This is a genomic window from Arthrobacter sp. AQ5-05 (genome assembly GCF_003287975.1).
Classification (GTDB): domain Bacteria; phylum Actinomycetota; class Actinomycetes; order Actinomycetales; family Micrococcaceae; genus Paeniglutamicibacter.
Map to the genome: position 1 here is coordinate 20,648 of NZ_QMKQ01000007.1, position 21,608 is coordinate 42,255.

The window sequence follows — 21,608 nt, forward strand, 5'->3', positions numbered from 1 at the left end:
TTCATCAAGTTATGCCAAGCTGGGTTGGAACCGGCAGCGAGTCTCCCCCTCGCGAATCCGGCTTCACCGGTTCCCCCGCCCAGCGACTTTCCAGAGAGCTTTCCCATCAAGATGTCCTGTTCACGTAGATCCTCCCGGACCCGCCTTGCGGTGCTGGGCCTCACTGTGGTGCTTGGCACCCTGGCGGCCTGCGGTCTGGGTTCGGCGACCGACCAGTACTCCATGCCGAAGGCCGCGACCAGCGTGCAGACCCCCGCCCCGCTCTCGAGCGTGGAAATGGAATCGTTGAACACCAACCCCCACGTCCCGGTGTACTGGTTGGCGGAGAACGTCGGGACAGTGTCCCTGTACCGCGAGTTTGTCCGGGTCAAGGACGCCGCCGACCCGATCGCCGACTCGGTCCGCTACATGCTCACCCAGAAGCCCGCAGACCCGCGCTACTTCAGCGCCTGGCGTCCCAGTGCCGCGGTGGGGGCCTCCGTCAGTCCCGACAACGTGATCACCGTGGACCTTTCGGCCAAGGCCTTCAGCTCGGAAGTCGACCAGGGCCTGGCCGAGCGTTCCATCGCCCAGCTGGTGTACACCGCCACCGCCGCCGCCTCGAATGCCGGGATCCTCGCCGAGGGCCTGGAACCGAGCGTGCGGATCCTGGTCGACGGGGAATCCGGCTACGAGGCCTTCGGCCAGATCCCCCTGGACCACAACTTCGTGCGCGACGCCCGCCTGGCCGCCCCGCTGTGGATCATCGATCCGCAGTTCGGCGGCACCGAGAAGGCCGGACAGGTCACCTTCCACGGGGTCAGCGCGTCGTTCTCCGGCGGGGAGTCCTGGGAGATCACCCGCCGCGGGGAATCCCCCGAGGATACGCAGGTCGTGGCCTCCGGCGCCCTGCACACCGGCGGCGATTCGCTGGGCCACAACGAGTTCTCCTTCACCTACGTGCTGGCACCGGGCAACTACACCTTCTCCGCCTGGGGCATCGATGCCGCCACCGGCCGCCACGCCGGCACCGAGTCCAAGGACTTCACCGTCACCAAGTAGCCGCACCGCGGGCCGCTGCGCCAAAGCACTGCCGGCACCCACCACATACACAGAGGGATCCCCCGCCCGGGGGATCCCTCTGTGCATGGTGCTTTTTGATTGGAGTGGGCCGGCAAGCGGCTTCCTAGAGCTGGCCGAGCAGGTGGCGCACCAGCACCAGGGCGGCCGGGCCGGCGGTGGAGGCCCGCAGCACGTGGCTGCCCAACAGCGCGACCTTGGCCCCTGCCGCGGTGAACTTCTGCAGCTCGGCATCCGAGATCCCGCCCTCCGGGCCCACGACCAGGGCGATTTCCGGACGCGCCCCGGCCCCGGCGGCCGGTGCCACCGGGTTGGCCTGCAGCCATTGGGTGACCACGGTGGCCAGCGAATCCTTTCCGGCCTCGTGCAGGACCACGACCAGGGTCGGCACCCCGGAGGAGGCGCGCGCGGCGATGTCCCGGGCCAGCCCGGAGCTGGTGAGCATCGGACGGACCTCGGGCAGGAAGGTGCGGCGGGACTGCTTCAGCGCCGCGAGCACAGTTGATTCCCACTTGCCCAGCGCCTTGGCCGCCTTGGCCTCGTTCCAGCGCACGATCGCACGGTCCGACTGCCAGGGCCGCACCGCATCGATGCCCAGCTCGACCGCGGACTCCACGGCCTGCAGGTCGCGGTCCCCCTTGGCCAGGGCCTGGATCAAGGTGACCCCCACCGGTGCGGCGGCCTCGACCTCCAGGGCGCGCACGATGGCATCGAGCGCGGATTTCTGCGTGCCGGTGACCTCGGCGATGGCCCGAATGCCGGATCCGTCGACCAGATCGATCATTTCCCCTGCACGCACGCGCTTGACCGTCACCGCATGGTGGCCCTCGGGCCCGTCCAGGTGCAGTTCGGTGTCCACGCGCGCGCCGGCGAGCTCACCGGCGGGAAGAACGAAGCACTGGTTGCTCATGCGCCCAGGTTGCCCAGCTTCCCGCGCAGGCGGGAGAACATGCCGCCGCTGTTTTCCATGCGGCCCTCGGCGAATTCCTCGCCGCGGAGCTTGGCCAGCTGCTCAAGCAGCTCACGCTGTGCCGCATCGACCTTGGTGGGGGTCTCGACGTGCAGGTGCACGATGATGTCCCCGCGCTTGCCGCCGCGCAGCCGCGGGACCCCGAGCCCGGGAAGGCGCACGGTGTCGCCGGACTGCGCGCCGGATTCGACCTCGATGACCTGGGAACCGTCGAAGGTCTCCAAATCCAGGTCCGCGCCCAGTGCCGCGGCGGTCATCGGGACATTCATGCGGGCGTGCAGGTCGACGCCGTCGCGTTCGAAGATCTTGTGGCGGCGCACCTCGATCTCGACGTACAGATCCCCGTTGGGACCGCCGCCGGGACCTGCCTCGCCCTGGTTGGCCAGGTGGATGCGGGTGCCGCTGGCCACGCCGGCGGGGACCTTCAGCTGCTTGGAGATGCGTTCGCGGACCCGGCCCTGGCCGCTGCAGTCGATGCAGGGGTCTTCGATGGTGGTGCCGAAGCCGCGGCAGGCGGCACAGGTCTCCACCGTCATCATCTGGCCCAGGAAGGAGCGCACCGGGCGCTGGACCTGGCCGGCGCCGTGGCAAATGGTGCAGGTGACCGGGGAGGTGCCCGGGCGGCAGCAGCTGCCCTCGCAGGTGGAGCAGGTGACTGCCGTTTCCATCTCCAGCGGGTAGACCGTCCCGGCGACGGCGTCGCCCAGGTCGATGGTGGCGGTGATCAGCGCGTCGCGGCCGCGCTGGGTGCGCGAGGCCGGTCCCTGGGCTCCGCCGCCGCCGAAGAACTGCTCAAAGATGTCCCCGAAACCTCCGCCGAAGCCGCCGCCGCCACCGAAACCGGTCTGGCCGTTGCCGTTCTCGTTGCCGGTGGCGTCGTAGTTGGCGCGCTTTTCCGCATCCGAAAGCACCTCGTAGGCGCGGGTGACCAGCTTGAACTTTTCGCTGGCATCATCACCGGGGTTCACATCCGGGTGCAGTTTGCGGGCCAGCTTGCGGTAGGCCTTCTTGATTTCCTCGCCGGTGGCGTCCTTGCTGACGCCCAGGACTTCGTAATGGGTGCTCACAGTGCTCGCTGTGTCCTTTCGTACTTCAAACAATTGCTTTGGACCCGCATCAGCCGGCCAGGATTCGTGAAAGATATCGGGCGACGGCGCGCACGGCGGCCATCGAGGCGGGGTAGTTCATCCGGGTGGGGCCCAGCACGCCGATCATGGCCTGCTCGCCGGGGCCGTAGCCGGTGGCGACGACCGAGGCCTCGGTCAGCGCCCCGTATTGGTTCTCGGCGCCGATGCCCACGGCAATGCCATGGGCATCCTGCTCCAGCTCGGAGAAGAGGCGCAAGAGCACCACCTGCTCCTCCAGGGCTTCGAGCACCGGGGTGATGCTCAGCGGGAAATCCATGTTGGCGCGTGCCAGGTTCGCGGTGCCCGCGGTGAGGATCCTGTCCACCGCGGAATTGCGGGCCAGCGCGCCCAGGGCCTCGCTGATCGCGCGCACCGCCGGGGCCAGGCGCGGCTCCACGAGATCCGGAATGCCCAGGGCAAGCCGGGCAACCTCGGCAATCGGCTTTGCATCGAGCGCCAAGAGCAGCACCTGGCGCAACCGGCGCAGGTCCTCCTCGCCCACGGCACCGGGCAGCAGGATCACGCGCTGCTCGACCTTGCCGCTGGAGGCGATGAGCACCACCAGCGTCTGCCCGGCGCCCAGCCCGACCAACTCGATATGGCGCACGGTGGCGTTGGAGAAGTGCGGGACCTGGATCAGGGCGACCTGCCGGGTGATGCTGGCCAGCAGCCGCACGGTGTTCTCCAGCACGTCGTTCACGTCGTGGGAACCCTCGAGCAGCGCGGCAATGGCGCGGCGTTCGGCGGCAGAAAGGGGTTTGATGTCCCCGATCTGGTCGACGAAGTGCCGGTAGCCCTTTTCCGTGGGGATCCGCCCCGAGGAGGTGTGCGGGGCGACGATGAGCCCCTCTTCCTCCAGGGAGGCCATGTCGTTGCGGATGGTTGCCGCCGACACGCCCAGGTTGTGGCGATCGAGCAGGGCACGCGAACCGACGGGTTCGCGCGACTGCACATAATCTTCAACAATGGCTCGAAGGACCTCGAGCCGACGTGGTTCGGTCATTCTCACCTCTCCTGACAAGCCGGTTCACCATGGTCAAGGGATGGCATTGCACACGCCCCGGCCGGAATCCGGGGTTCGGGGGCGCGCATTGGCACTCGACACGTTCAACTGCCAAGTCTAATACGTTCGGAACCTCTTGTTAGCATGGTTTGGTCCTTGACCGCGATGCCGCGTTCGACACACCCGCCGATTGCACCAAACCCGTGGCTCCGGCCCGGGGCCGGGGCCCGTGCGCGCAGCGGCCCAAGGACCTGTGAACCCATAGGTGAAAGTGACACGATGAGCTACCACGGCTGGGGCGCCCAGGATATCAGCGCCCCCAAGAAACGCGTATTGCGCAAGGTCCCGCTCGCCCTGGGCCTGCTGCTCGAGGACGTCCAGAGCGGCTGGGTCGGCGAGGTCGTGCGAAGCGAAAAGTCTGGCGGCATGCGCGTGCTGGTTCTCGAGGACCGGCACGGCCGCACCAAGTCCTTCCGCGCCGGCTTCGGCTTCCTGCTCGAGGGCGAACCGGTGGAGATCATCGAACCGGCCGCGGCTCCCGCCGCACCCCTGGGCACCGCCCGCAGCGCCTCGGGCTCACGCATGGTCACCGACCTGAAGGCCCGCACCGCCCGGGCCAGCCGCATCTGGGTCGAAGGCAAGCACGATGCCCAGCTGGTCGAGAAGGTCTGGGGCCACGACCTGCGCGTCGAGGGCATCGTGGTCGAACCGCTGCACGGCGTCGACGACCTGGCCGGCGCCATCCGCGCCTTCGCCCCCTCCCCGCAGCGCAAGCTCGGCGTCCTGGTCGACCACCTCCTCCCGGGCACCAAGGAGGCGAAGATCGCCGCCGAGGCCATGCGGGTTCCGGGGGCCGCGGGCAACGTGCTGATCGTCGGACACCCGTACGTCGATGTGTGGCAGGCCATCCGGCCCTCTGTGCTGAAGATCCGCGCCTGGCCGGTGGTTCCGCGCGGAACCGACTGGAAGACCGGCATCCTCAAGGGACTGGGCTGGCCGCACGCCGAGCAGGTCGATGTGGCCCAGGGCTGGGAACGCATCCTGGGACAGGTGCGCTCCTACGCCGACCTGGAGCCCTCGCTGCTGGGCCGGGTCGAGGAAGTCATCGACTTCCTCACCGCCGGGGACCACTGACCGGCTCCCGCAGGGCACCGGCCGGGTCCGCGGGTGAGGTTCCTCACCCGCGGACCCGTGAACGGGCACGTGGGGCCGCGGGGATGGTTACGAATCCACAACAAAGGCGGCTCGCCACCCCGAATGCGGGCCAAACGGCATTTCGCGTTCATCGGAGATCCCGGTTTGAGGATAAACTGGCCAACGGTTCAGCCAACGCAACGAAGAGGACATCAGCAGTGGTAGACGAGGCACGAGATGCACCCGGTGGCGACAGTCAGCCGGATCGATTCGAAGGTTCCTCGGCCGCACCCCTGCCCCTGACACCTTCCGAGGACCGGCAATGGGCCATGATCGCCCACTTCGGTGCGATCCTGGGATGCATTCCCTCGTTGATCATCTACGCGGTCTTCCGGGCCCGCGGCCCGTTCACCGCCCAGGAATCCAAGGAAGCGCTGAACTTCACCTTCCCGCTGACCGTCCTGGCGATCGTGCTGCACCTGTTCTCGCTGATCCCGGGCATCGGATGGATCTTCGCGATCCTGGTCGTGGCCATCTGGCTCTTCCTGACCGTCAGCGGCGTGCGCGCCGGCATCAACGCGAACAAGTCACGTCCCTACCGCTACGGCCTGAACCTGCGGCTCTTCCACTAAACCGGACCACCACCTACCAGCAGATGCAAAAGACGGTGTCTGCACCGAACCCCATGGGACCCGGTGCAGACACCGTCTTTTTCCGTTTCCCGGGCCGGGCCGGAGCTAGAAGTCCAGCAACCGCCGCAGCACCGCATCGGCCAGCAGCCGGCCCTGCAGGGTCAGCACGACCTTCTTCGCAAACGCTTCCTCGGGAACGACCAGCCCGTCGGCGATCAACCCGGCGATGGCCTTGCGGCCCTCGGGCAGCAGCTCGCCGGTGTCCATCCCATCCACGATGCGGGTGAGCAGCATGGCCTTCTCCAGGTAGCGTGCCTCGGCGTCGGGGGTTTCCCGCCCGGCCGCCGGCGAGGTCCCCGCGTCGATGCGCTGCTGGTAGGCGGCCGGGTGCTTGACGTTCCACCAGCGCAGCCCGCCCACGTGGGAGTGGGCCCCGGGGCCGGCTCCCCACCAATCGCCGCCGCGCCAGTAGGCAAGGTTGTGCAGGCAACGGCTTGATTCGTCCTTGGACCAGTTGCTGACCTCGTACCAGTTGTAACCGGCGGCAGCGAAGAGCTCGTCGGCGATCAGGTACTTGTCCGCGTGGTCGTCGTCATCGATGTTCGCGACCTCGCCGCGGCGGATCTGCCCGGCCAGCCGGGTGCCCTCCTCGATGATCAGTGCGTACGCCGAGATGTGGTCCGGATCGTAGCCAAGCGCGGTTTGCACGCTGGTGCGCCAATCCCGGATCGACTCCCCCGGGGTGCCGTAGATCAGGTCCACGCTCACCTGCAGGCCGGCGTCCTTGGCCCAGGCAACCGCCAGGCCCACCCGCTCCGGGTTGTGCGTGCGGTCCAAGGTCTTCAGCACGTGCGGCACGGCGGACTGCATGCCGATCGACACGCGCGTGAAACCGCCGTCTTTCAGCACCTGCAGGGATTCGCGGGTGACCGAGTCCGGGTTGGCCTCGGTGGTGATTTCCGCGTCGGGAGCCAAGTCCCATTGCGTGCGGATTTCGGCCAGCACCCGGACCAGGTCCTGCGCGGGCAACAACGTCGGAGTGCCGCCGCCGAAGAAGACGGTGGACACCTCGCGGCGGGGAACACCGGATTCCTCCAGGACCTTCGCGCCAAAGGCGATCTCCGCGGAGACCGCCTCGGCGTAGGTGTCCTGGCTGGATCCGGAACCCAGCTCGTGCGCGGTGTAGGTGTTGAAGTCGCAGTAGCCGCAGCGCACGGCGCAGAACGGGATGTGCACGTACACCGAGAAGGTGCGCTCCGCGGCGCCGTCGATGCAGGTTGCCGGAAGCAACCCGTGGGACGGCGCCGGGTCCCCGAGGGGCAAGGCAGAGGCCATGACTACTTCTTCTTGGGCTCGTCGGATGACAGGGCGACGATGAAGGCTTCCTGCGGAACCTCCACGCGGCCGACCATCTTCATGCGCTTCTTGCCGGCCTTCTGCTTTTCCAGCAGCTTGCGCTTGCGGCTGATGTCGCCGCCATAGCACTTGGCCAGCACATCCTTGCGGATGGCACGGATGGACTCGCGGGCGATGATGCGCGAGCCGATGGCTGCCTGGATCGGCACCTCGAACTGCTGGCGGGGAATCAGTTCGCGCAGCTTCTGGGTCATCATCAGCCCGTAGGCGTAGGCCTTGTCACGGTGGGTGACGGCGCTGAACGCATCGACCTGTTCGCCCTGGAGCAGGATGTCGACCTTGACCAGGTCCGAGATCTGTTCGCCGTCGGCCTTCCAGTCCAGCGACGCGTAGCCGCGGGTCTTGGACTTGAGCACGTCGAAGAAGTCGAAAACGATCTCTGCCAGCGGAAGCCAGTAGCGGATCTCCACGCGCTCCTCGGAGAGGTAGTCCATGCCGCGCATGACGCCGCGGCGCGACTGGCACAGTTCCATGATGGCGCCGACGAATTCGTTCGGTGCCAGGATTGTGGCGGCCACCATGGGCTCGTGGACCTCGAGGATCTTCCCGTCGGGGAACTCGCTCGGGTTGGTCACGGTGCGCAGCTTCTTGTCATCGGTCATGACCTCGTACACCACGTTCGGTGCGGTGGAGATCAAATCGAGGTTGAATTCGGCCTCGAGGCGCTCGCGGGTGATTTCCAGGTGCAACAGGCCCAGGAAGCCGACGCGGAAGCCGAAGCCCAGCGCCACCGATGTTTCCGGGACGTAGGTCAGTGCCGCGTCGTTGAGCTGGAGCTTGTCCAGTGCATCGCGCAAGGCCGGGTAGTCGGAACCATCGATCGGGTACAGGCCGGAGAAGACCATGGGCTTCGGGTCCTGGTAACCGCCCAGGGACTTCTCGGCCGGCTTGGCGAAGTTGGTGACGGTGTCGCCGACCTTGGACTGGCGCACATCCTTTACGCCGGTGATCAGGTAGCCGACCTCGCCGACGCCAAGGCCCCTGCTGGGCGTGGGTTCCGGGGAGGAAACCCCGATTTCCAGCAGCTCGTAGGTGGTGCCGGTGGACATCATCTGCACCTTTTCGCGGGGCGAGATCTTGCCGTCGACCACGCGGACATAGGTGACAACGCCGCGGTAGGTGTCGTAGACCGAGTCGAAGATCATCGCGCGGGCCGGTGCGTCCGGGTTGCCCACCGGGGCCGGCAGGTCGCGCACGACCTTGTCCAGCAGCGCCTCGACGCCCATGCCGGTCTTGCCCGAGACCTGAAGGATGTCCTCCGGGTCGCAGCCAATGAGCTTGGAGATCTCAGCGGCGTATTTCTCGGGCTGCGCGGAGGGAAGGTCGATCTTGTTGAGCACGGGAATGATCGTCATGTCATTCTCCATGGCCAGGTAGAGGTTCGCCAGCGTCTGGGCTTCGATGCCCTGGGCGGCATCCACCAGCAGGATCGCACCTTCGCAGGCAGCCAGCGAACGCGAAACCTCGTAGGTGAAGTCAACGTGCCCGGGGGTGTCGATCATGTTCAGTGCGTAGGACTGTCCATCGACCTCCCACGGCATGCGAACGGCCTGGGACTTGATGGTGATGCCGCGTTCGCGCTCAATGTCCATGCGGTCCAGGTACTGGGCCTTCATGTCGCGTGAGGAGACGATTCCCGTGAGCTGCAACATCCGGTCGGCCAGGGTCGACTTGCCGTGGTCGATGTGGGCGATGATGCAGAAGTTTCTGATGATCGCCGGATCAGTCGCGGCAGGCACCGGTGCGGTGCGGGCCATGGGTGACACGTAAGGGACCTCGCTAAGGGGGACGAAAATGTTAAGTGGGGTGCAAAATACTTCGCACAGGCCATTCTCCCATGATTGGGGCCACGGTGTCGCACTGCGACTCGGGTGCGGGGCCCAGCTGGTAGTTTGTGCACATGAAGTTCAATTCCAACTCGGTCCTGCGTTTCCTGGGCCGCGTGCTCGAATCCGCCCTGAAGGGTGCCTCAAAGCAGCAACGCGGCACCACCCGTCCGACCGGCAACCGCCCCGCGGCACCCTCGACCCGCAGGCCCGCCATGAACCGCCCTGCTTCGGATTCCCATGTGACCGGGGAATCCGGAACCTGGGAGTTCGGCGGCTACCCCGGCGATTTCACGGGAGCCGTGCGGGCCCATTACGCCCCGAAGGCCGACGGGCGCCCGGATCCGGGAGAAATCGTCTGGGCCTGGGTTCCCTACGAGGAAAACCACGCCCAGGGCAAGGACCGGCCGGTGCTGCTGGTGGGGCGCGAGAACGGCTACCTGCTGGCGTTGATGCTGACGTCCAAGGACCACAGCAACGAGCAGGTGCGGGACCGCGACTATGTCGATATCGGCACCGGGCCCTGGGACAGGCATGGCCGACCCAGCGAGGTGAAACTCGACCGGGTCATCCGCCTGCGCGAAGCCGGGATCCGTCGGGAGGGCGCGATCCTGGACGGCAAGCGCTTCGCCCTGGTCGCCGCGAAGCTCTCCGGCAACTGATCCGTCGCAGCGTGCGCGGCACCGCTAGGTATCGGTGCCGCGCAACGCCTCTTGGCGCAGCGCCAGCGGGGCAACGCCGAACCGCGCCTTGAAGGCGCGCGTGAAGTAGCCCTGCGAGGCAAAGCCAAGCTCCCCCGCGATGCGGCCCACCGACCTGGAACCGTGGGCGGGATCGGCAAGCAGATCCCTGGCCGTTTCCAGCCGCCGCTGCCTGATGTAGCCGCCGGGCGGGTCCCCCGCCTCCGTGAAGATCCGCGACAGCTGGCGCTCGCTGATGCCGATGGCCGCGGAAATCCCGGAGACGTGCAGTTCCGGGTCGTGCAGGTGTTCCTCGATGTAGTTGCGCGCGGCAAGAAGATGCCCCGGACCGGCGCCGCCGCGGCCCCCGGATGCCAACTGGCCCAGCATGTCCAGGGCGGAGCCTTCCGGGCACGCGCCGGGGTCCGATTCGCCCCGGGCCCGTCCCGCGAGGCTGTCGCTTACCAGCCGGGCCAACGCCCGCATCTGCTGGTTCCCCGCCGCACCCTGGTTGAAATCCACGACCCGCGGACGCACCAGCGGCGTCCCTCCGGAAAGTTCCAGGTAGTCGTCCCGGGGAATCGTCAGAACCAGCTCCTTCAGCCCCTTGCTGAAACCACGCATGAACGGCAGGTCGGCATCGTAGATGACCGCTTGTCCCGGCTTCAGCGATTCGTGGCCGTCCCGGTGGTAGAAACGCCTCCCCTTCCAGTGCGAAGAAGATGGCCACCACCCCGGTGGAATGTTGCCGGATGAAGCGCTCACTGCGCTCCACGACCTGCGCGCTGCCCCTGACCCCGGCAAACCTCAGCGACCCGTAGCGCAGGCTGATCTCCCTGGCCTGCAATGGGGATTCATCCATGGTGCGGATATCCAGCGGGATCAACGCCTTGGCATTGTGGTGCTCCCACAGCTCCAGCCGGTTGCCCGAAGGAATCCCGTTCGTGCTGAACTTCACGAGCCTGGCCGTCCTGGCCGGGGGCGGAACAGTGCCCGGAGCGAGTGGTTCCCGCCCCCTGGCAGCAACCTGCTGCAAGGCATCGTTTTGGTTCTTGTCCATGGCCCCAGCAGTGTAGCGCGAATCACAATGGGCCGAAAGTCCACGCGCCGCCCCACCTGCCGGTCGCGAGCCCTGCGACCCTATACCGGCGACCTACGCACGGCCCCGAGCGGCACCCCGGCGCGCGGAGCGCGCCCCCGGGCCACCGCTTTTGCCCCCACCGGACGACTTTTGGCACTTTCCGGCCATGGCCGCCGGCCGCCGACCCGCGCCGTCCTGTGAGCTGCAACACTCGAGTCATTCCCCGCACTGCCCGCCACGGGCAGTGCGCAAAAGTCCCAGCAAGGGAGGCACCCAATGCCTGTTTTCAACGATGGAATCACCGAAACCGCTTCGCCCCAGACCCCGAACATCGTCAAGACCGACGTCCTGATCGTCGGCTCCGGGCCGGCCGGCAGCTCCGCTGCACTCTTCCTGTCCAACCAGGGCATCGAGAACATCATGATCACGAAGTACCGCTGGACGGCCAACACCCCGCGCGCCCACATCACCAACCAGCGCACCATGGAGGTGCTGCGAGATGCAGGCATCGAGGACCAGGTCCTGGCCGAGGCGACGCCGCACGAGCTCATGGGTGACACCGTCTACTGCGAGTCCATGGCCGGCGAGGAAATCGGGCGCCGCCCCACCTGGGGACTGCGCCCCGACCGCCGGGCCGACTACGAGCTTGCCTCCCCCTCGATGCCCTGCGACATCCCGCAGACGCTGCTGGAGCCGATCATGCTCAAGAACGCCACCATGCGCGGAACCCAAACGCAATTCTCCACCGAATACCTCAGCCACACCCAGGACGCCGAGGGCGTGAGCGTGCAGGTACTCAACAGGCTCACCGGACACGAATACACGATCCGGGCCAACTACCTCATCGGCGCCGACGGCGCCCGCTCGAAGGTCGCCGCCGACATCGACCTGCCCATGGAGGGCGCCATGGACATCGGCGGCTCCATGAACATCACCTTCAAGGCCGACCTCGCCCATCTGGCCGCCCACCGCCCCTCGATCCTCTACTGGGTCTTCAACCCCGGTTCCAACATCGGCGGCCTGGGCGCCGGGCTGATCCGCATGGTCAGGCCGTGGAACGAGTGGCTGATCTGCTGGGGCTTCGACATCAACGGCGAGCCCCCGGTGCTCGACAACGACGAGGCCATCCGCGTCATCCGCAACCTGGTCGGCATCGGGGACCTCGAGGTCGAGATCCTGGGGTACTCGTTGTGGGGCAACAACGAGCAATACGCCACGCACTTGCAAAAGGGACGTGTCTTTTGTGCGGGAGACGCCATCCACAAGCACCCGCCAAGCCACGGGCTGGGCTCGAACACCTCCATCCAGGACGCCTACAACCTGGCGTGGAAACTTGCAGCGGTGATCAAGGGGCAGGCCGGCCCCGAGCTATTGGAAACCTACTCGGTCGAGCGGGCCCCGGTCGCCAAGCAGATCGTCACCCGTGCAAATGATTCCGGGCGCGAATACAAGCCGATCTTCGACGCCCTGGGGGTCACCGACGCCACCACCGACGAGGAATTCGTGCGGAAGCTCAAACTGCGCAAGGAAAACTCCCCCGAGGGCGCCGCACGCCGCACTGTCCTGCGGGCCGCCCTGGACAACAAGGACTACGAGTTCAACGCCCAGGGCACGGAGATCGGCCAGTTCTACGAGTCCAGCGCCGTTGTTTCCGACGGAGGCGCACGCCCCGAAGCCACCCAAGACCCGATGCTCCACCACCAGAAATCCACCTACCCGGGGTTGCGCCTTCCCCATGCCTGGCTCGGCGACAGGGACCGAAAGTTCTCCACCCACGACATCGCCAAGGGCACCGGTTTCACGCTCTTTACCGGCATCACCGGCCAGGCGTGGGCGGACGCCGCAGCCGAGGTGGCCGCGGGGCTTGGCATCGAACTGGTGGCCGTGGTCGTCGGCGAGGGCCTTGAGGTGCAGGACCTCTACGGTGATTGGATGCACCAACGCGAGATCGAAGAGGACGGTGTCATCCTGGTCCGCCCGGACAAGCACATCGGGTGGCGGTCCCATCGCATGGTTGCGGATCCGCAGGCCGCGCTTTTCGAGGTGTTGTCCTCGATACTGGGACGACCCGCCTCGGCTGCAGGCATGTCGATCGACGACCTGATGGAGCTTGCACACTAGATTGCGGGACCTGCCGGCGCATGGACTGCCCCTGTTTTCAGGGCCAGGGAGCGCTCGGTGCCGTTTGTGGCGTGACTTCACGCATGGGCTTGCCGGTGAGGCCCGCTTCGCCACGGCGGGTGTAGCTCACAATTGTTCGCGGTGCTTTCGTGTCGAGACGGCCACCTGAACCTGCTAGTATTACTTCTTGTGTGTCCGCGCAGGTCGACGGGCACTTCTCCCGGGTCGCCATAGGTATCCCCACGCCGCTCAGTCAATGGCCCGGAAGATATCCCTCACCGACCATTACAAGCGATGAGCAAGAGAGTTTAATACAGTGGCTAATATCAAGTCCCAGAAGAAGCGCATTCTCACCAACGAGAAGGCACGCCAGCGTAACGCTGCCGTCAAGTCCGAACTTCGCACCGCAATCCGCGCAGTGAACACTGCCGTTGCAGCCGAAGACAAGGACGCAGCAGCAACCGCACTGGTTACAGCTGGCCGCAAGATCGACAAGGCCGCGACCAAGGGTGTGCTGCACAAGAACAACGCAGCAAACCACAAGTCGGCCATCTCCAAGAAGGTTAACGCCCTCTAAGGATTGCGTCACTGAAGCAAAAGGCTTCCTTTCCTCCATATCTAGGGGAACGGAAGCCTTTTGTGTTTTAACACGCTTTCCGTTTCTTTGCCCACGGTCCTTGCAGGAAACACCCCGCCGGCGCCGTTATGATCGATCGGGCGCCCGGACGGGTGCCGCCTCGAGCAGCAACGGACCCGGACGCGGGTCTCATCCGACCCATGGGCAACCACACCGCACCCCGACGTGAACCTGCCCATACGGACCCGGCCATGCGACTGGAAACCCTGCCACAGATCCGGCGATGGATCATGGTGCCCGGCAGGCTTGTCGCCGCGGTGCTGACCCTGGGCTTCGGCGCCCGTTTCATTCCGGGCTATGCGGGTGCGGAATTGGTGGTGGACCAGGAGCTCAGCGGGCACCACGACGGGGTGCTCAACGCGGTGGCCATGGCCCTGAGCGGAATCTTCAGCCCTGTGGGTGGGACTGTCCTGCCGGCGCTGGCCTGCTTGATCCTGCTGGTCGTGCGCTGCTCCCCGGTCAATGCGCTGGCGTTCGGGTCGGTCGCGTCCGTGGGCTGGCTTTCCGCCCAGCTCTTCAAGGTCGTCGTGGAACGGCCGCGGCCGAACCCGGCCCTGCTCGCGGACCCGTTGGCACCCGAAAGCGGCTTCGATTCCTTCCCCTCGGGGCACGTCAGCCTGGCGGTGGGATTGGCCTTCGCCATCTGGTTACTGGCCCGCGGAACCCGCTGGGAACGGTTCTCGGTGGTTTTCGGCAGCGCGATGGTGGCCGGACTGGCGCTATCGCGCCTCTACGTGGGCGTGCATTATCCGACGGATGTGCTGGCAGCCATGGTGGGCGCCAGTGCCGAGGTCCTGTTCTTTTGCGGACTGTGGAACCGCTACGCCGTGGCGCTGGTCTCCCGCCTGGGATTCCTGGGCGCTTTCGGCCCCTTGCCGACGCGCCCGGAAGCCTCCGGTGCGTCGCCGCGGCCCAAGGCCTGAGACCTGAGGCTCGTCCGGCTTCGCGGTTCCGGGCGTAGTCGCGGTCCGCCTAGCGCCGTGCAGCCAACGATATCTGGGTCACGGCACGCTCCACGGCATATTCGGGGTCGCGTGACGCGCCTTTGACCTGGGCATCGGCCTCCGCGACGAGACGGATGCAGCGGGCAATGTCATCGACGTTCCAATGCCGGGCCTGTTCCTGGGCCTGCTGGACCTGCCACGGCGGCATCCCCAACTCGCTGGCCAGCTGGCCCGAGGACTTGCGCGCCCCGGCCACCTTGGCGACCTGGCGCAGCTTCATGGCCAGGGTTGCGACGATCGGCACCGGGTCGGTCCCCGTGGCCAATGCGTGTCTCAGCGTGCTCAGGGCGATGTCTGCCCGGCCGGCCAAGGCCGCATCGGCTACCTTGAACCCGGTGGCCTCCACGCGTCCGCCATAGTACTTGTCGACCATGTCCTGGTCGATGGCCCCGGTGGTGTCCTTCAAAAGTTGGGAGCAGGCGGCGCCCAGTTCCGAAAGGTCGCTGCCAAGTGCGGCAACCAGGGCGCGGGCGCCCTCGGCACTGAGCTTGCGCTTGGCCGCCCGGAATTCCTGGGTGACGAAGTCGATCTTTTCGGAGTCCTTCTTCAGCGGTTGGCAGTCAACGAGAACCGCTCCGGCGGCCTTGAGTGCATCCAGCAGTTTTTTCCCGCGCACTCCCCCGGAATGGTGCATGACCAAGGTGGCATCGGGCGCCGGGGACTTCGCGTAGGCCAGGGCGTCGTTGAGGAAGTCCTCGTTCATTGCGGCCATCGAGCGGACCTCGATGAGCTTGGTTTCGCTGAACAGCGAGGGGCTGGAGGCCAACAGCAGTTCGCCACGTTCGTAGCTGTTGGCTTCGAAGCGGACGAGCTCGATCTCGGCACCGGCACGCAGGGCCGAACGCACGGCATCGAAGGCGCGGCTGGCCAGCAATTCCTCGGACCCCTGCAACAGGACCAGTGGCGCGGGAGCCACGGACCGCCATGAAATGCCCGCGTTCTTGGATGTGCCTCGTGGCGCTGCCATGACCGACCTTTACCTAGTGTTTGAACAACCCCATCGATCCTATCCCCAACGCCGGAAAGCGGCATATCCCCTATGGTTGTCCGGTATTCGTGTCGATTACGGCGCAGGGACCGCGCCCGGGCCGAGGGAGGAAACCGCCAATCCCTTTCCGTCCCAGCCCACGATGATGGTCCCGCGGATATCGGTGCGCAGCGCCACCACGTGGTTCTCCTCCAGCGCCCGAAGCGCAGTCTCCGAGGGGTGGCCGTAGGTGTTCTGCGCCCCCACGCTGATCAGCGCCAGCACCGGCCGGACCGCCGGCGCCGTGCGGATCCCGCCGTTCGCGGCCCCGTGGTGCGCCACCTTCAGGATGTCGGCATGGGTGATGAGCTCCTGGTCGATGAGCTGGCCCATGGCTTCTTCCTGCATGTCCCCGGTGGCCAGCAGCGATACCGGCCGCGGCGCCCCGGGCACCTGGATCTCGAAGCGGATGACCAGCGATGCGTCGTTCTCGTCGGTGAACAGCCCCGAGGGGATCGGCCCCAGCACGCGCCACGACAACGGCCCGGCGCTGCCGGTGGCACCCGAACCCAGCTGCTTCGCCTCCGGTTCCCGGCCGCTGCCATCCGTGATCACCGGAGGGTCATCCGGGTCGTCGGCCGCGGAATAGTACAGTGCATCCACGCTCCTCCGGTCCCCCACGCCCTCCAGCCCGCCGTCGTGGTCGGCATGCCGGTGGGTGATGAACACCGCGGCGACCTCCTTGACCCGCATCCGATCCAGGCACGCATCGATCTGTCCGGGCTCGCGCCCGGTGTCCACCACCACGGCGCTTCCGTCTCCGGCGTTCAACAGCATCCCGTCGCCCTGCCCCACGTCGCAGGCGACCACCAGCCAATCGATCGCCGGGGCGGGCACCAGCGCGGTGACCGGCAGCACCAGCCCCAGCAACAACCCCGTCACCACCCCCTGCACACCGAGCCGCGCCGCTGACCGCCAGGTGCTTCCAAGCGGGCGCACCTGGCCCAGGGCAACCAGCATGCCCAGCACGATGCCCCACGCCAACAGGATCCCCGCCGCACCGGCTGGCCAGGGCCGCAGCGCCCCCGGCAGCGAGGCGATCCACGTTCCGAGGAATCCCACGACCAGCACCGGCATCCCCGCCACCCACACCAGGGCCAGGCCGACCGGCGGAACCAGCATCAGCACCACGACGCCGAGCGTCCCGGCCACGGTGATCAACGGGATGAACGGTGCCACCAGCAGGTTCGCGGGCACCGAGTACAGCGAGAAGGACGGGTTCAGGACCACCAGCACCGGCAGGCAGGCGATCTGTGCGGCCAGCGCGATGGCGGTGCCCTCGGCCAGGACCGCCGGCATCCAGCGGTTCAGCCGTTCGGCCAGGCGCCGCCCGATGACAACGATCCCGGCGGTGGCCAGGGCGGAGAGCTGGAAGGCCGGTTCGCCGGCCAGCCACGGGTCGATGGCCAGCAGCAGCACCACCGCCAGCGACAGGGCGGACATTGCGTTCCGGCCCCGGGAGGCGTGCACCCCCACGGCCGCGATGGTGCCCATGACCGCCGCGCGCAGCACGCTGGGCTCGTATCCGACCAGCAGCACGAACCCGGCCAGCGCGCCCAGGCCGAGCACCAGCGTGGGCGCCCGTCCCAGGCCCAGCACCCGGCACAGCGCCACCACGAAACCCAGCACCATGGCGCAATTTGCGCCGCTGACCGCGCTCAGGTGCGAAAGCCCCGCCACCTTCATGGCCTCGCCCAGCGCCTCGTCCGCTCCGCTGCGGTCCCCGAACACCATGCCCGGGAGCAGGGCGCGGGCCGGTTGCGGCAGCGATGCGCAGGCGGCGACGAAGCGGGCGCGCATCCCCTCGAACACCCCCGGCCGTTTCGGCTCGCCCACCGGCAGCAGGTCGGCGGCGGCGTTGAGCCAGAAGCTCAACCGGTCCCCGGGCTCGGCGGCCGAGACCGAGGCGATGACCTCCACGGTGGTGCCGGCGGCCGGCGGGACGCTGCCGGCACGGGATTCGGGGTAGCTCAGCCGCACCGGGACCCCGGAGACTATCCAGTGCCCGCTCCGGGCCACGGAGAGCACCCGCGCCTCGACGGTGAACCGGCGGTGCTCCCGGGCGTCCTCGGAAAACCTGTCGATGGCCGTCCCTGGCCTCGGGGCGGCGGTGAAGGCGAGCTGGACGCGCACCGGCGACCCGCTGGCCGCCGCGTCCTCCAGGGCGGCCGGGTTGCTGCCGGCGCCGGTGAGCACCAATTGCGTGAAGACCAGCCCCGCCGCGGCGCAGGCCAGTGCCGGTGCGGCAAAGCTCGGGGTCGCGGCCGGCCCGAGGCGCCCGTGCCGGGGGCGCAGCAGCGCCAGCAACCCGGCCCCGGCGGCAAGCCACAGTCCCACGGCCCAGTAAACCTGGGGGGCTTCGGCCAGCTGCACCCCGCACAGCGCCGCGGCCCAGGCCCCGGCCAGCGCCCAGCAGCCGCGCAGGTCAACGCGGCCGGGCTCCCGATCAGGATCCCCCTTCGGACGCCGGGCCAGGGCTGCCGGCATCAGGTCGGCGAGCCCGCCCATGGCGGGGGCCGCCTTCCACTTTCCTCCTGCGGCTTGATCACGGCGCGTGTAAGAGCCCATGCCCTCCAGTGCACACGATCCGCCTGCCGTGCGTTCCGGATCAGCGCCCGGCTGTGGAGAAACACGCCCGGTAACCCGGAAATCGACAGCGGGGCGCTTGTCGGTTCCCGGGTTCCCGGGGTTTGCCGGTTCCAGAGGCAATTTTGGTGGTTGTGTCGGGCGCTGCTCCACCGTGGGGTTCGCCCACACTCTCTTTTGGTGACGTTATCGTCTGCAGCCGCCAACCTCCCCAGGGCAGGACCCATGCCACCAAGGAATTCGTCCGGACCGAAATCGTCGCCTGATCAACAACCGGCGCGCCCCCTCGGTACGGTTCCTGGCGAGTGGATGACACCACCAGGGCTTGGGAATTCCACGCATGGCAACCGACCACACGCCTGTCGTTGCATGCTCGCGGGGTCGGTGCTGAATGGCGTAAAGCCTTGGTGGCAGGACGACGCACGAATGCCGCTCCATGACTCGATGCATTCTCCGAGATAGCAGGCGGAAGCGCTTGCCCAGACCCTTCTGCGTCTCTCAGCCGCGGCGACGCCGGGCTCGTGCGCCGAACGCATCAAGTGCGGCGAGGATCTCCGGGGCCTGCCAGATGCGGTTCCTGCGGCCGGTGTTGCTCTGGGTGAGCACCTCGGCATCGACCAGCCGGTCGATTGCTTTCTGGGCGGCAACTTCGCTGATCTGCAACTCACCGGCCAGGGTCTTTGCGTTCACAACGGGCTGGCGGAGCAGGTAGCTCTTCGCCTTGTGCACGGATGAGTCGCTTCGGGCCACGACCAGGTCGTCCCAGCGCGCAGCTGCGTCTTGGATGTCCCTCACGAGCACACGGCCGTTCCGGATCGCAGCAAAGGATGCTTCAGCCACGGCGGTGACGATGGCGGTTGTGTTCCCTGCCCGATACTCGGTCAGCGCGCGGAAGTAGGCATCGGTGTCGTAGAGGAGCCCAGCCGAGACGGGCACGGTGACATTGCGGGTCAGACCGCCGTGGCGAAGCATGCCCTGCAGGAGTGCCCGCCCGGTCCGGCCGTTGCCGTCGGGGAAGGGATGGATGGTCTCGAATTGCGCGTGGGCAATCGCTGCCTGGATGAGCACCGGCACGTCTGTGCGCCGGGCGAATGCGACAACGTCGGCCATCAGGCTCGCAACGCGGGTGTGGTGGGGCGGCACAAACGCTGCGGCGTGCGGCGAAATGCTGCCGCCGCCGATCCATACTTGTTCGTTGCGCCAGTGGCCGACATATTCGGGCGCAGTGTCCCGCAGCAACGCATCGTGCATCGCGATGATCGAGTGCTCGTCCAGCTGGTCGGACAGCGCGATGGCCGCAGTCATGGCGCGAACGTTTGCAACGACCAGGCGCGCGTTCCCGGACTTCGACTCGCCGATCTCCGCGAGGGCCACCTGCTTGGCGCTGGAGGTGAGGTTCTCCACCTCCGAGCTGGAAGCAGACTCGCTGCGCAGCAGGATGGATGCGAACGGGGCGGCGATCATTCCGGCCTCGGCGTCGAATCGGGCGAGTTCCTGGCTCGCATCATCGGCCAGGGCGATCGTCTCGGCGGGCAGTGCAACCGGGGTTGCAGCGATGAGCGGTGGGACGGCGGCCTGGTAGTCGCCGCGGGCCTGGAGCTTGGCCCGACGAGAGGCTACTTCGTTCCCGGCGCGCACCCACGGGCGTGCTTCGTATCCGGTCGCCGGCCAGACGCCGGGCTGCTGTTTATCTGTGGTCACCACCCAAACATACCAAAGGCTATGCACTTAGCCTTTGGTATGGACGATGCTTGATAGCTTTATCAAGGAGCCAGCCCAGTCGTTGGTCGCCGCCTCTGCGCGCGTATCCGCGTCGTTAGTGACTGAATTTCTGTTCTCACCCTGTGACAATCCGCCATCGCCAATAAACCTCTGCGGATCTAAGGGGGTGCACGCAGCGGTTTCTCTTTCCCGTCGGGAGCACAGCATGCACACCGTGGTGGTGACATTGGAAAATCAGAGCTGACCCTGGCGCTCGTGTGCAACTTGTTCAAGCCTGCTTGTTGATCTTCAACCCACCTTTGTAAGCATCAGTATCTACGCCGACCGCACTGAGGTGCGAAAGCCCGGCAGTCTTCATGGCCTCGGCCATCGCCTCGAACACCCCCGGCTGTTTCGGCTCGCCCACCGGCAGCAGGTCGGCGGCGGCGTTGAGCCAGAAGCGCAGCCGGTCCCCGGGCTCGGCGGCCGAGACCTTCGCGATGACTTCCACGGTGGTGCCGGCGGCCGGCGGGACGCTGCCGGCACGGGATTCGGGGTAGCTCAGCCACACCGGGACCCCGGAGACGATCCAGTCCCCGCTCCGGGCCACGGAGAGCACGCGCGCCTCGACGGTGAACCGGCGGTGCTCCCGGGCGTCCTCGGAAAACCTGTCGATGGCCGTCCCTGACCTCGGGGCGCCGGTGAGCACCAACTGCGTGAAGACCAGCCCCGCCGCGGCGCAGGCCAGCGCCGGTGCGGCAAAGCTCGGGATCGCGGCCCCCGTGCGGGGCGCTCATTCGAACACCACCAGGTCCCGCAGGTTGCCCAGCATCGCCGGACCGATGCCGCTGACGGCGTCCAGTTCGCCGAGGTTCTTGAAGGGTCCGTTGGCCTGCCTGAAGGACAGGATCCTGCCGGCTAGGGCGGGCCCGATGCCCGGCAGTTCCTCCAGCGCCGCCTGGTCGGCGGTGTTCACGTTGAGTTTGCCCGGCGCGGCCCCCGGAGGCCCGGTGCCGCCGGACGGTCCGGGATCGGGCACCGGGCCCGGTGCGGCTTCGCCGCGGCGCGGGATGCGGATCTGTTCGCCGTCGCGGATCTGGGCGGCCAGGTTGATCACCTCGGGGGCAGCGTCCTTGGCCAGGCCTCCGGCCCGGTTCACCGCATCGAGCACCCTCGAGCCCAGCGGCAGGGCATAGACCCCGGGGTCCTTCACTGCGCCGATCATGTGGACCACGGCGGTGGCACCGGCAGCAGGCGGGGCCGATCCGTCTCCATCACCGAGGGAAGCGGACACCGGGGGAACCTGTTCCCCGAGGGTTTTTTCGGGCGGGGGTTTCCCGGCCGGCGGGTCTCCGGTGGCTTGCACCTGCGGGGACTGTGCGACCTGCAGCGGGATGGTTTCGGTGTCGCCCGGGGCTCGCGGGGGCGGGTTGAACAGCAGCGATACCGAGATCCACGTCAGTGCGCCGAGGATCAGGACGATTGCCGCGGATCTGCCGATGAGCACCCGCAAGTGCCCGGGGGCCGGGCCCAGGCTGGTCCTGGCGGCATGATCCGCCCATTCGTGAGAGCCCATGCAATCCATTGCACCCGAGCCGCGTTGT

18 protein-coding genes are annotated in these 21,608 nt (G+C 67.4%); 7 read left to right on the plus strand and 11 right to left on the minus strand.

What is annotated here, in order from left to right:
• Window positions 1-150 precede the first annotated feature (150 nt).
• Window positions 151-1,041 (plus strand): GerMN domain-containing protein, encoded by an 891-nt coding sequence (locus DQ353_RS08610; protein WP_181578300.1) that lies wholly within the window; start codon window positions 151-153, stop codon window positions 1,039-1,041.
• Window positions 1,042-1,165: 124 nt separating this feature from the next.
• On the opposite strand, the gene DQ353_RS08615 is transcribed toward DQ353_RS08610, so the two are convergent.
• Genes DQ353_RS08615 through hrcA form a run of 3 tightly spaced genes read right to left on the minus strand, consistent with a single transcriptional unit; the run spans window position 1,166 to window position 4,159 of the window.
• Window positions 1,166-1,969 carry a 16S rRNA (uracil(1498)-N(3))-methyltransferase gene (locus DQ353_RS08615; protein WP_113762352.1) on the minus strand — a complete coding sequence of 268 codons (804 nt, stop codon included), beginning with the start codon at window positions 1,967-1,969 and terminating at the stop codon, window positions 1,166-1,168.
• Window positions 1,966-3,096: a molecular chaperone DnaJ gene (gene dnaJ / locus DQ353_RS08620; RefSeq protein WP_113762353.1), complete on the minus strand. Its 1,131-nt coding sequence runs from the start codon at window positions 3,094-3,096 to the stop codon at window positions 1,966-1,968. Before dnaJ ends, DQ353_RS08615 begins: the two co-directional genes overlap by 4 nt.
• A gap of 49 nt (window positions 3,097-3,145) precedes the next feature.
• A complete protein-coding gene (gene hrcA / locus DQ353_RS08625) occupies window positions 3,146-4,159 on the minus strand; it encodes a heat-inducible transcriptional repressor HrcA (protein WP_113762354.1) in 1,014 nt (337 codons plus the stop codon).
• A gap of 279 nt (window positions 4,160-4,438) precedes the next feature.
• Here hrcA and DQ353_RS08630 point away from each other — a divergent pair, with 279 nt between their 5' ends.
• Both DQ353_RS08630 and DQ353_RS08635 read left to right on the plus strand, forming a co-directional pair.
• Complete coding sequence (locus tag DQ353_RS08630) at window positions 4,439-5,293, plus strand: DUF3097 family protein (protein WP_113762355.1); 855 nt, start codon at window positions 4,439-4,441, stop codon at window positions 5,291-5,293.
• A 218-nt stretch (window positions 5,294-5,511) separates the two neighbouring features.
• A complete protein-coding gene (locus tag DQ353_RS08635; protein ID WP_113762356.1) occupies window positions 5,512-5,925 on the plus strand; it encodes a DUF4870 domain-containing protein in 414 nt (137 codons plus the stop codon).
• A 105-nt stretch (window positions 5,926-6,030) separates the two neighbouring features.
• Here the strand turns inward: DQ353_RS08635 and hemW are convergent, their stop codons facing one another.
• Both hemW and lepA read right to left on the minus strand, forming a co-directional pair.
• The gene (hemW, locus tag DQ353_RS08640) at window positions 6,031-7,260 is read right to left on the minus strand and encodes a radical SAM family heme chaperone HemW (protein ID WP_113762357.1); all 1,230 of its coding nucleotides are present in this window, start codon (window positions 7,258-7,260) and stop codon (window positions 6,031-6,033) included.
• 2 nt (window positions 7,261-7,262) lie between these two features.
• On the minus strand, window positions 7,263-9,107 hold the full coding sequence (gene lepA / locus DQ353_RS08645) for a translation elongation factor 4 (RefSeq protein ID WP_181578301.1): 1,845 nt from the start codon (window positions 9,105-9,107) through the stop codon (window positions 7,263-7,265).
• A gap of 134 nt (window positions 9,108-9,241) precedes the next feature.
• Between lepA and DQ353_RS08650 the strand changes: the two genes are divergently transcribed.
• Entirely contained in the window at window positions 9,242-9,829 is a 588-nt protein-coding gene (locus DQ353_RS08650; RefSeq protein WP_113762359.1) for a type II toxin-antitoxin system PemK/MazF family toxin, read from the plus strand.
• A gap of 24 nt (window positions 9,830-9,853) precedes the next feature.
• On the opposite strand, the gene DQ353_RS08655 is transcribed toward DQ353_RS08650, so the two are convergent.
• A complete protein-coding gene (locus DQ353_RS08655; RefSeq protein ID WP_286166690.1) occupies window positions 9,854-10,612 on the minus strand; it encodes a helix-turn-helix transcriptional regulator in 759 nt (252 codons plus the stop codon).
• A 592-nt stretch (window positions 10,613-11,204) separates the two neighbouring features.
• Here DQ353_RS08655 and DQ353_RS08660 point away from each other — a divergent pair.
• The 3 genes from DQ353_RS08660 to DQ353_RS08670 all read left to right on the plus strand — a co-directional run bounded on the left by DQ353_RS08660 (window position 11,205) and on the right by DQ353_RS08670 (window position 14,609).
• The gene (locus DQ353_RS08660; protein ID WP_113762360.1) at window positions 11,205-13,049 is read left to right on the plus strand and encodes an FAD-dependent oxidoreductase; all 1,845 of its coding nucleotides are present in this window, start codon (window positions 11,205-11,207) and stop codon (window positions 13,047-13,049) included.
• A 316-nt stretch (window positions 13,050-13,365) separates the two neighbouring features.
• Window positions 13,366-13,626: a 30S ribosomal protein S20 gene (gene rpsT / locus DQ353_RS08665; RefSeq protein WP_113762361.1), complete on the plus strand. Its 261-nt coding sequence runs from the start codon at window positions 13,366-13,368 to the stop codon at window positions 13,624-13,626.
• 251 nt (window positions 13,627-13,877) lie between these two features.
• Complete coding sequence (locus DQ353_RS08670) at window positions 13,878-14,609, plus strand: phosphatase PAP2 family protein (RefSeq protein ID WP_286166691.1); 732 nt, start codon at window positions 13,878-13,880, stop codon at window positions 14,607-14,609.
• A gap of 49 nt (window positions 14,610-14,658) precedes the next feature.
• On the opposite strand, the gene holA is transcribed toward DQ353_RS08670, so the two are convergent.
• The 5 genes from holA to DQ353_RS08695 all read right to left on the minus strand — a co-directional run bounded on the left by holA (window position 14,659) and on the right by DQ353_RS08695 (window position 21,580).
• Window positions 14,659-15,657 (minus strand): DNA polymerase III subunit delta, encoded by a 999-nt coding sequence (gene holA, locus DQ353_RS08675; protein WP_113762362.1) that lies wholly within the window; start codon window positions 15,655-15,657, stop codon window positions 14,659-14,661.
• 96 nt (window positions 15,658-15,753) lie between these two features.
• The gene (locus tag DQ353_RS08680; protein ID WP_113762363.1) at window positions 15,754-18,225 is read right to left on the minus strand and encodes a ComEC/Rec2 family competence protein; all 2,472 of its coding nucleotides are present in this window, start codon (window positions 18,223-18,225) and stop codon (window positions 15,754-15,756) included.
• 576 nt (window positions 18,226-18,801) lie between these two features.
• The gene (locus tag DQ353_RS08685; protein WP_113762450.1) at window positions 18,802-20,004 is read right to left on the minus strand and encodes a Fic family protein; all 1,203 of its coding nucleotides are present in this window, start codon (window positions 20,002-20,004) and stop codon (window positions 18,802-18,804) included.
• A gap of 289 nt (window positions 20,005-20,293) precedes the next feature.
• Entirely contained in the window at window positions 20,294-20,713 is a 420-nt protein-coding gene (locus tag DQ353_RS08690) for a hypothetical protein (RefSeq protein WP_146755224.1), read from the minus strand.
• A gap of 84 nt (window positions 20,714-20,797) precedes the next feature.
• Window positions 20,798-21,580: a ComEA family DNA-binding protein gene (locus DQ353_RS08695; protein WP_181578302.1), complete on the minus strand. Its 783-nt coding sequence runs from the start codon at window positions 21,578-21,580 to the stop codon at window positions 20,798-20,800.
• Window positions 21,581-21,608: the final 28 nt, after the last annotated feature.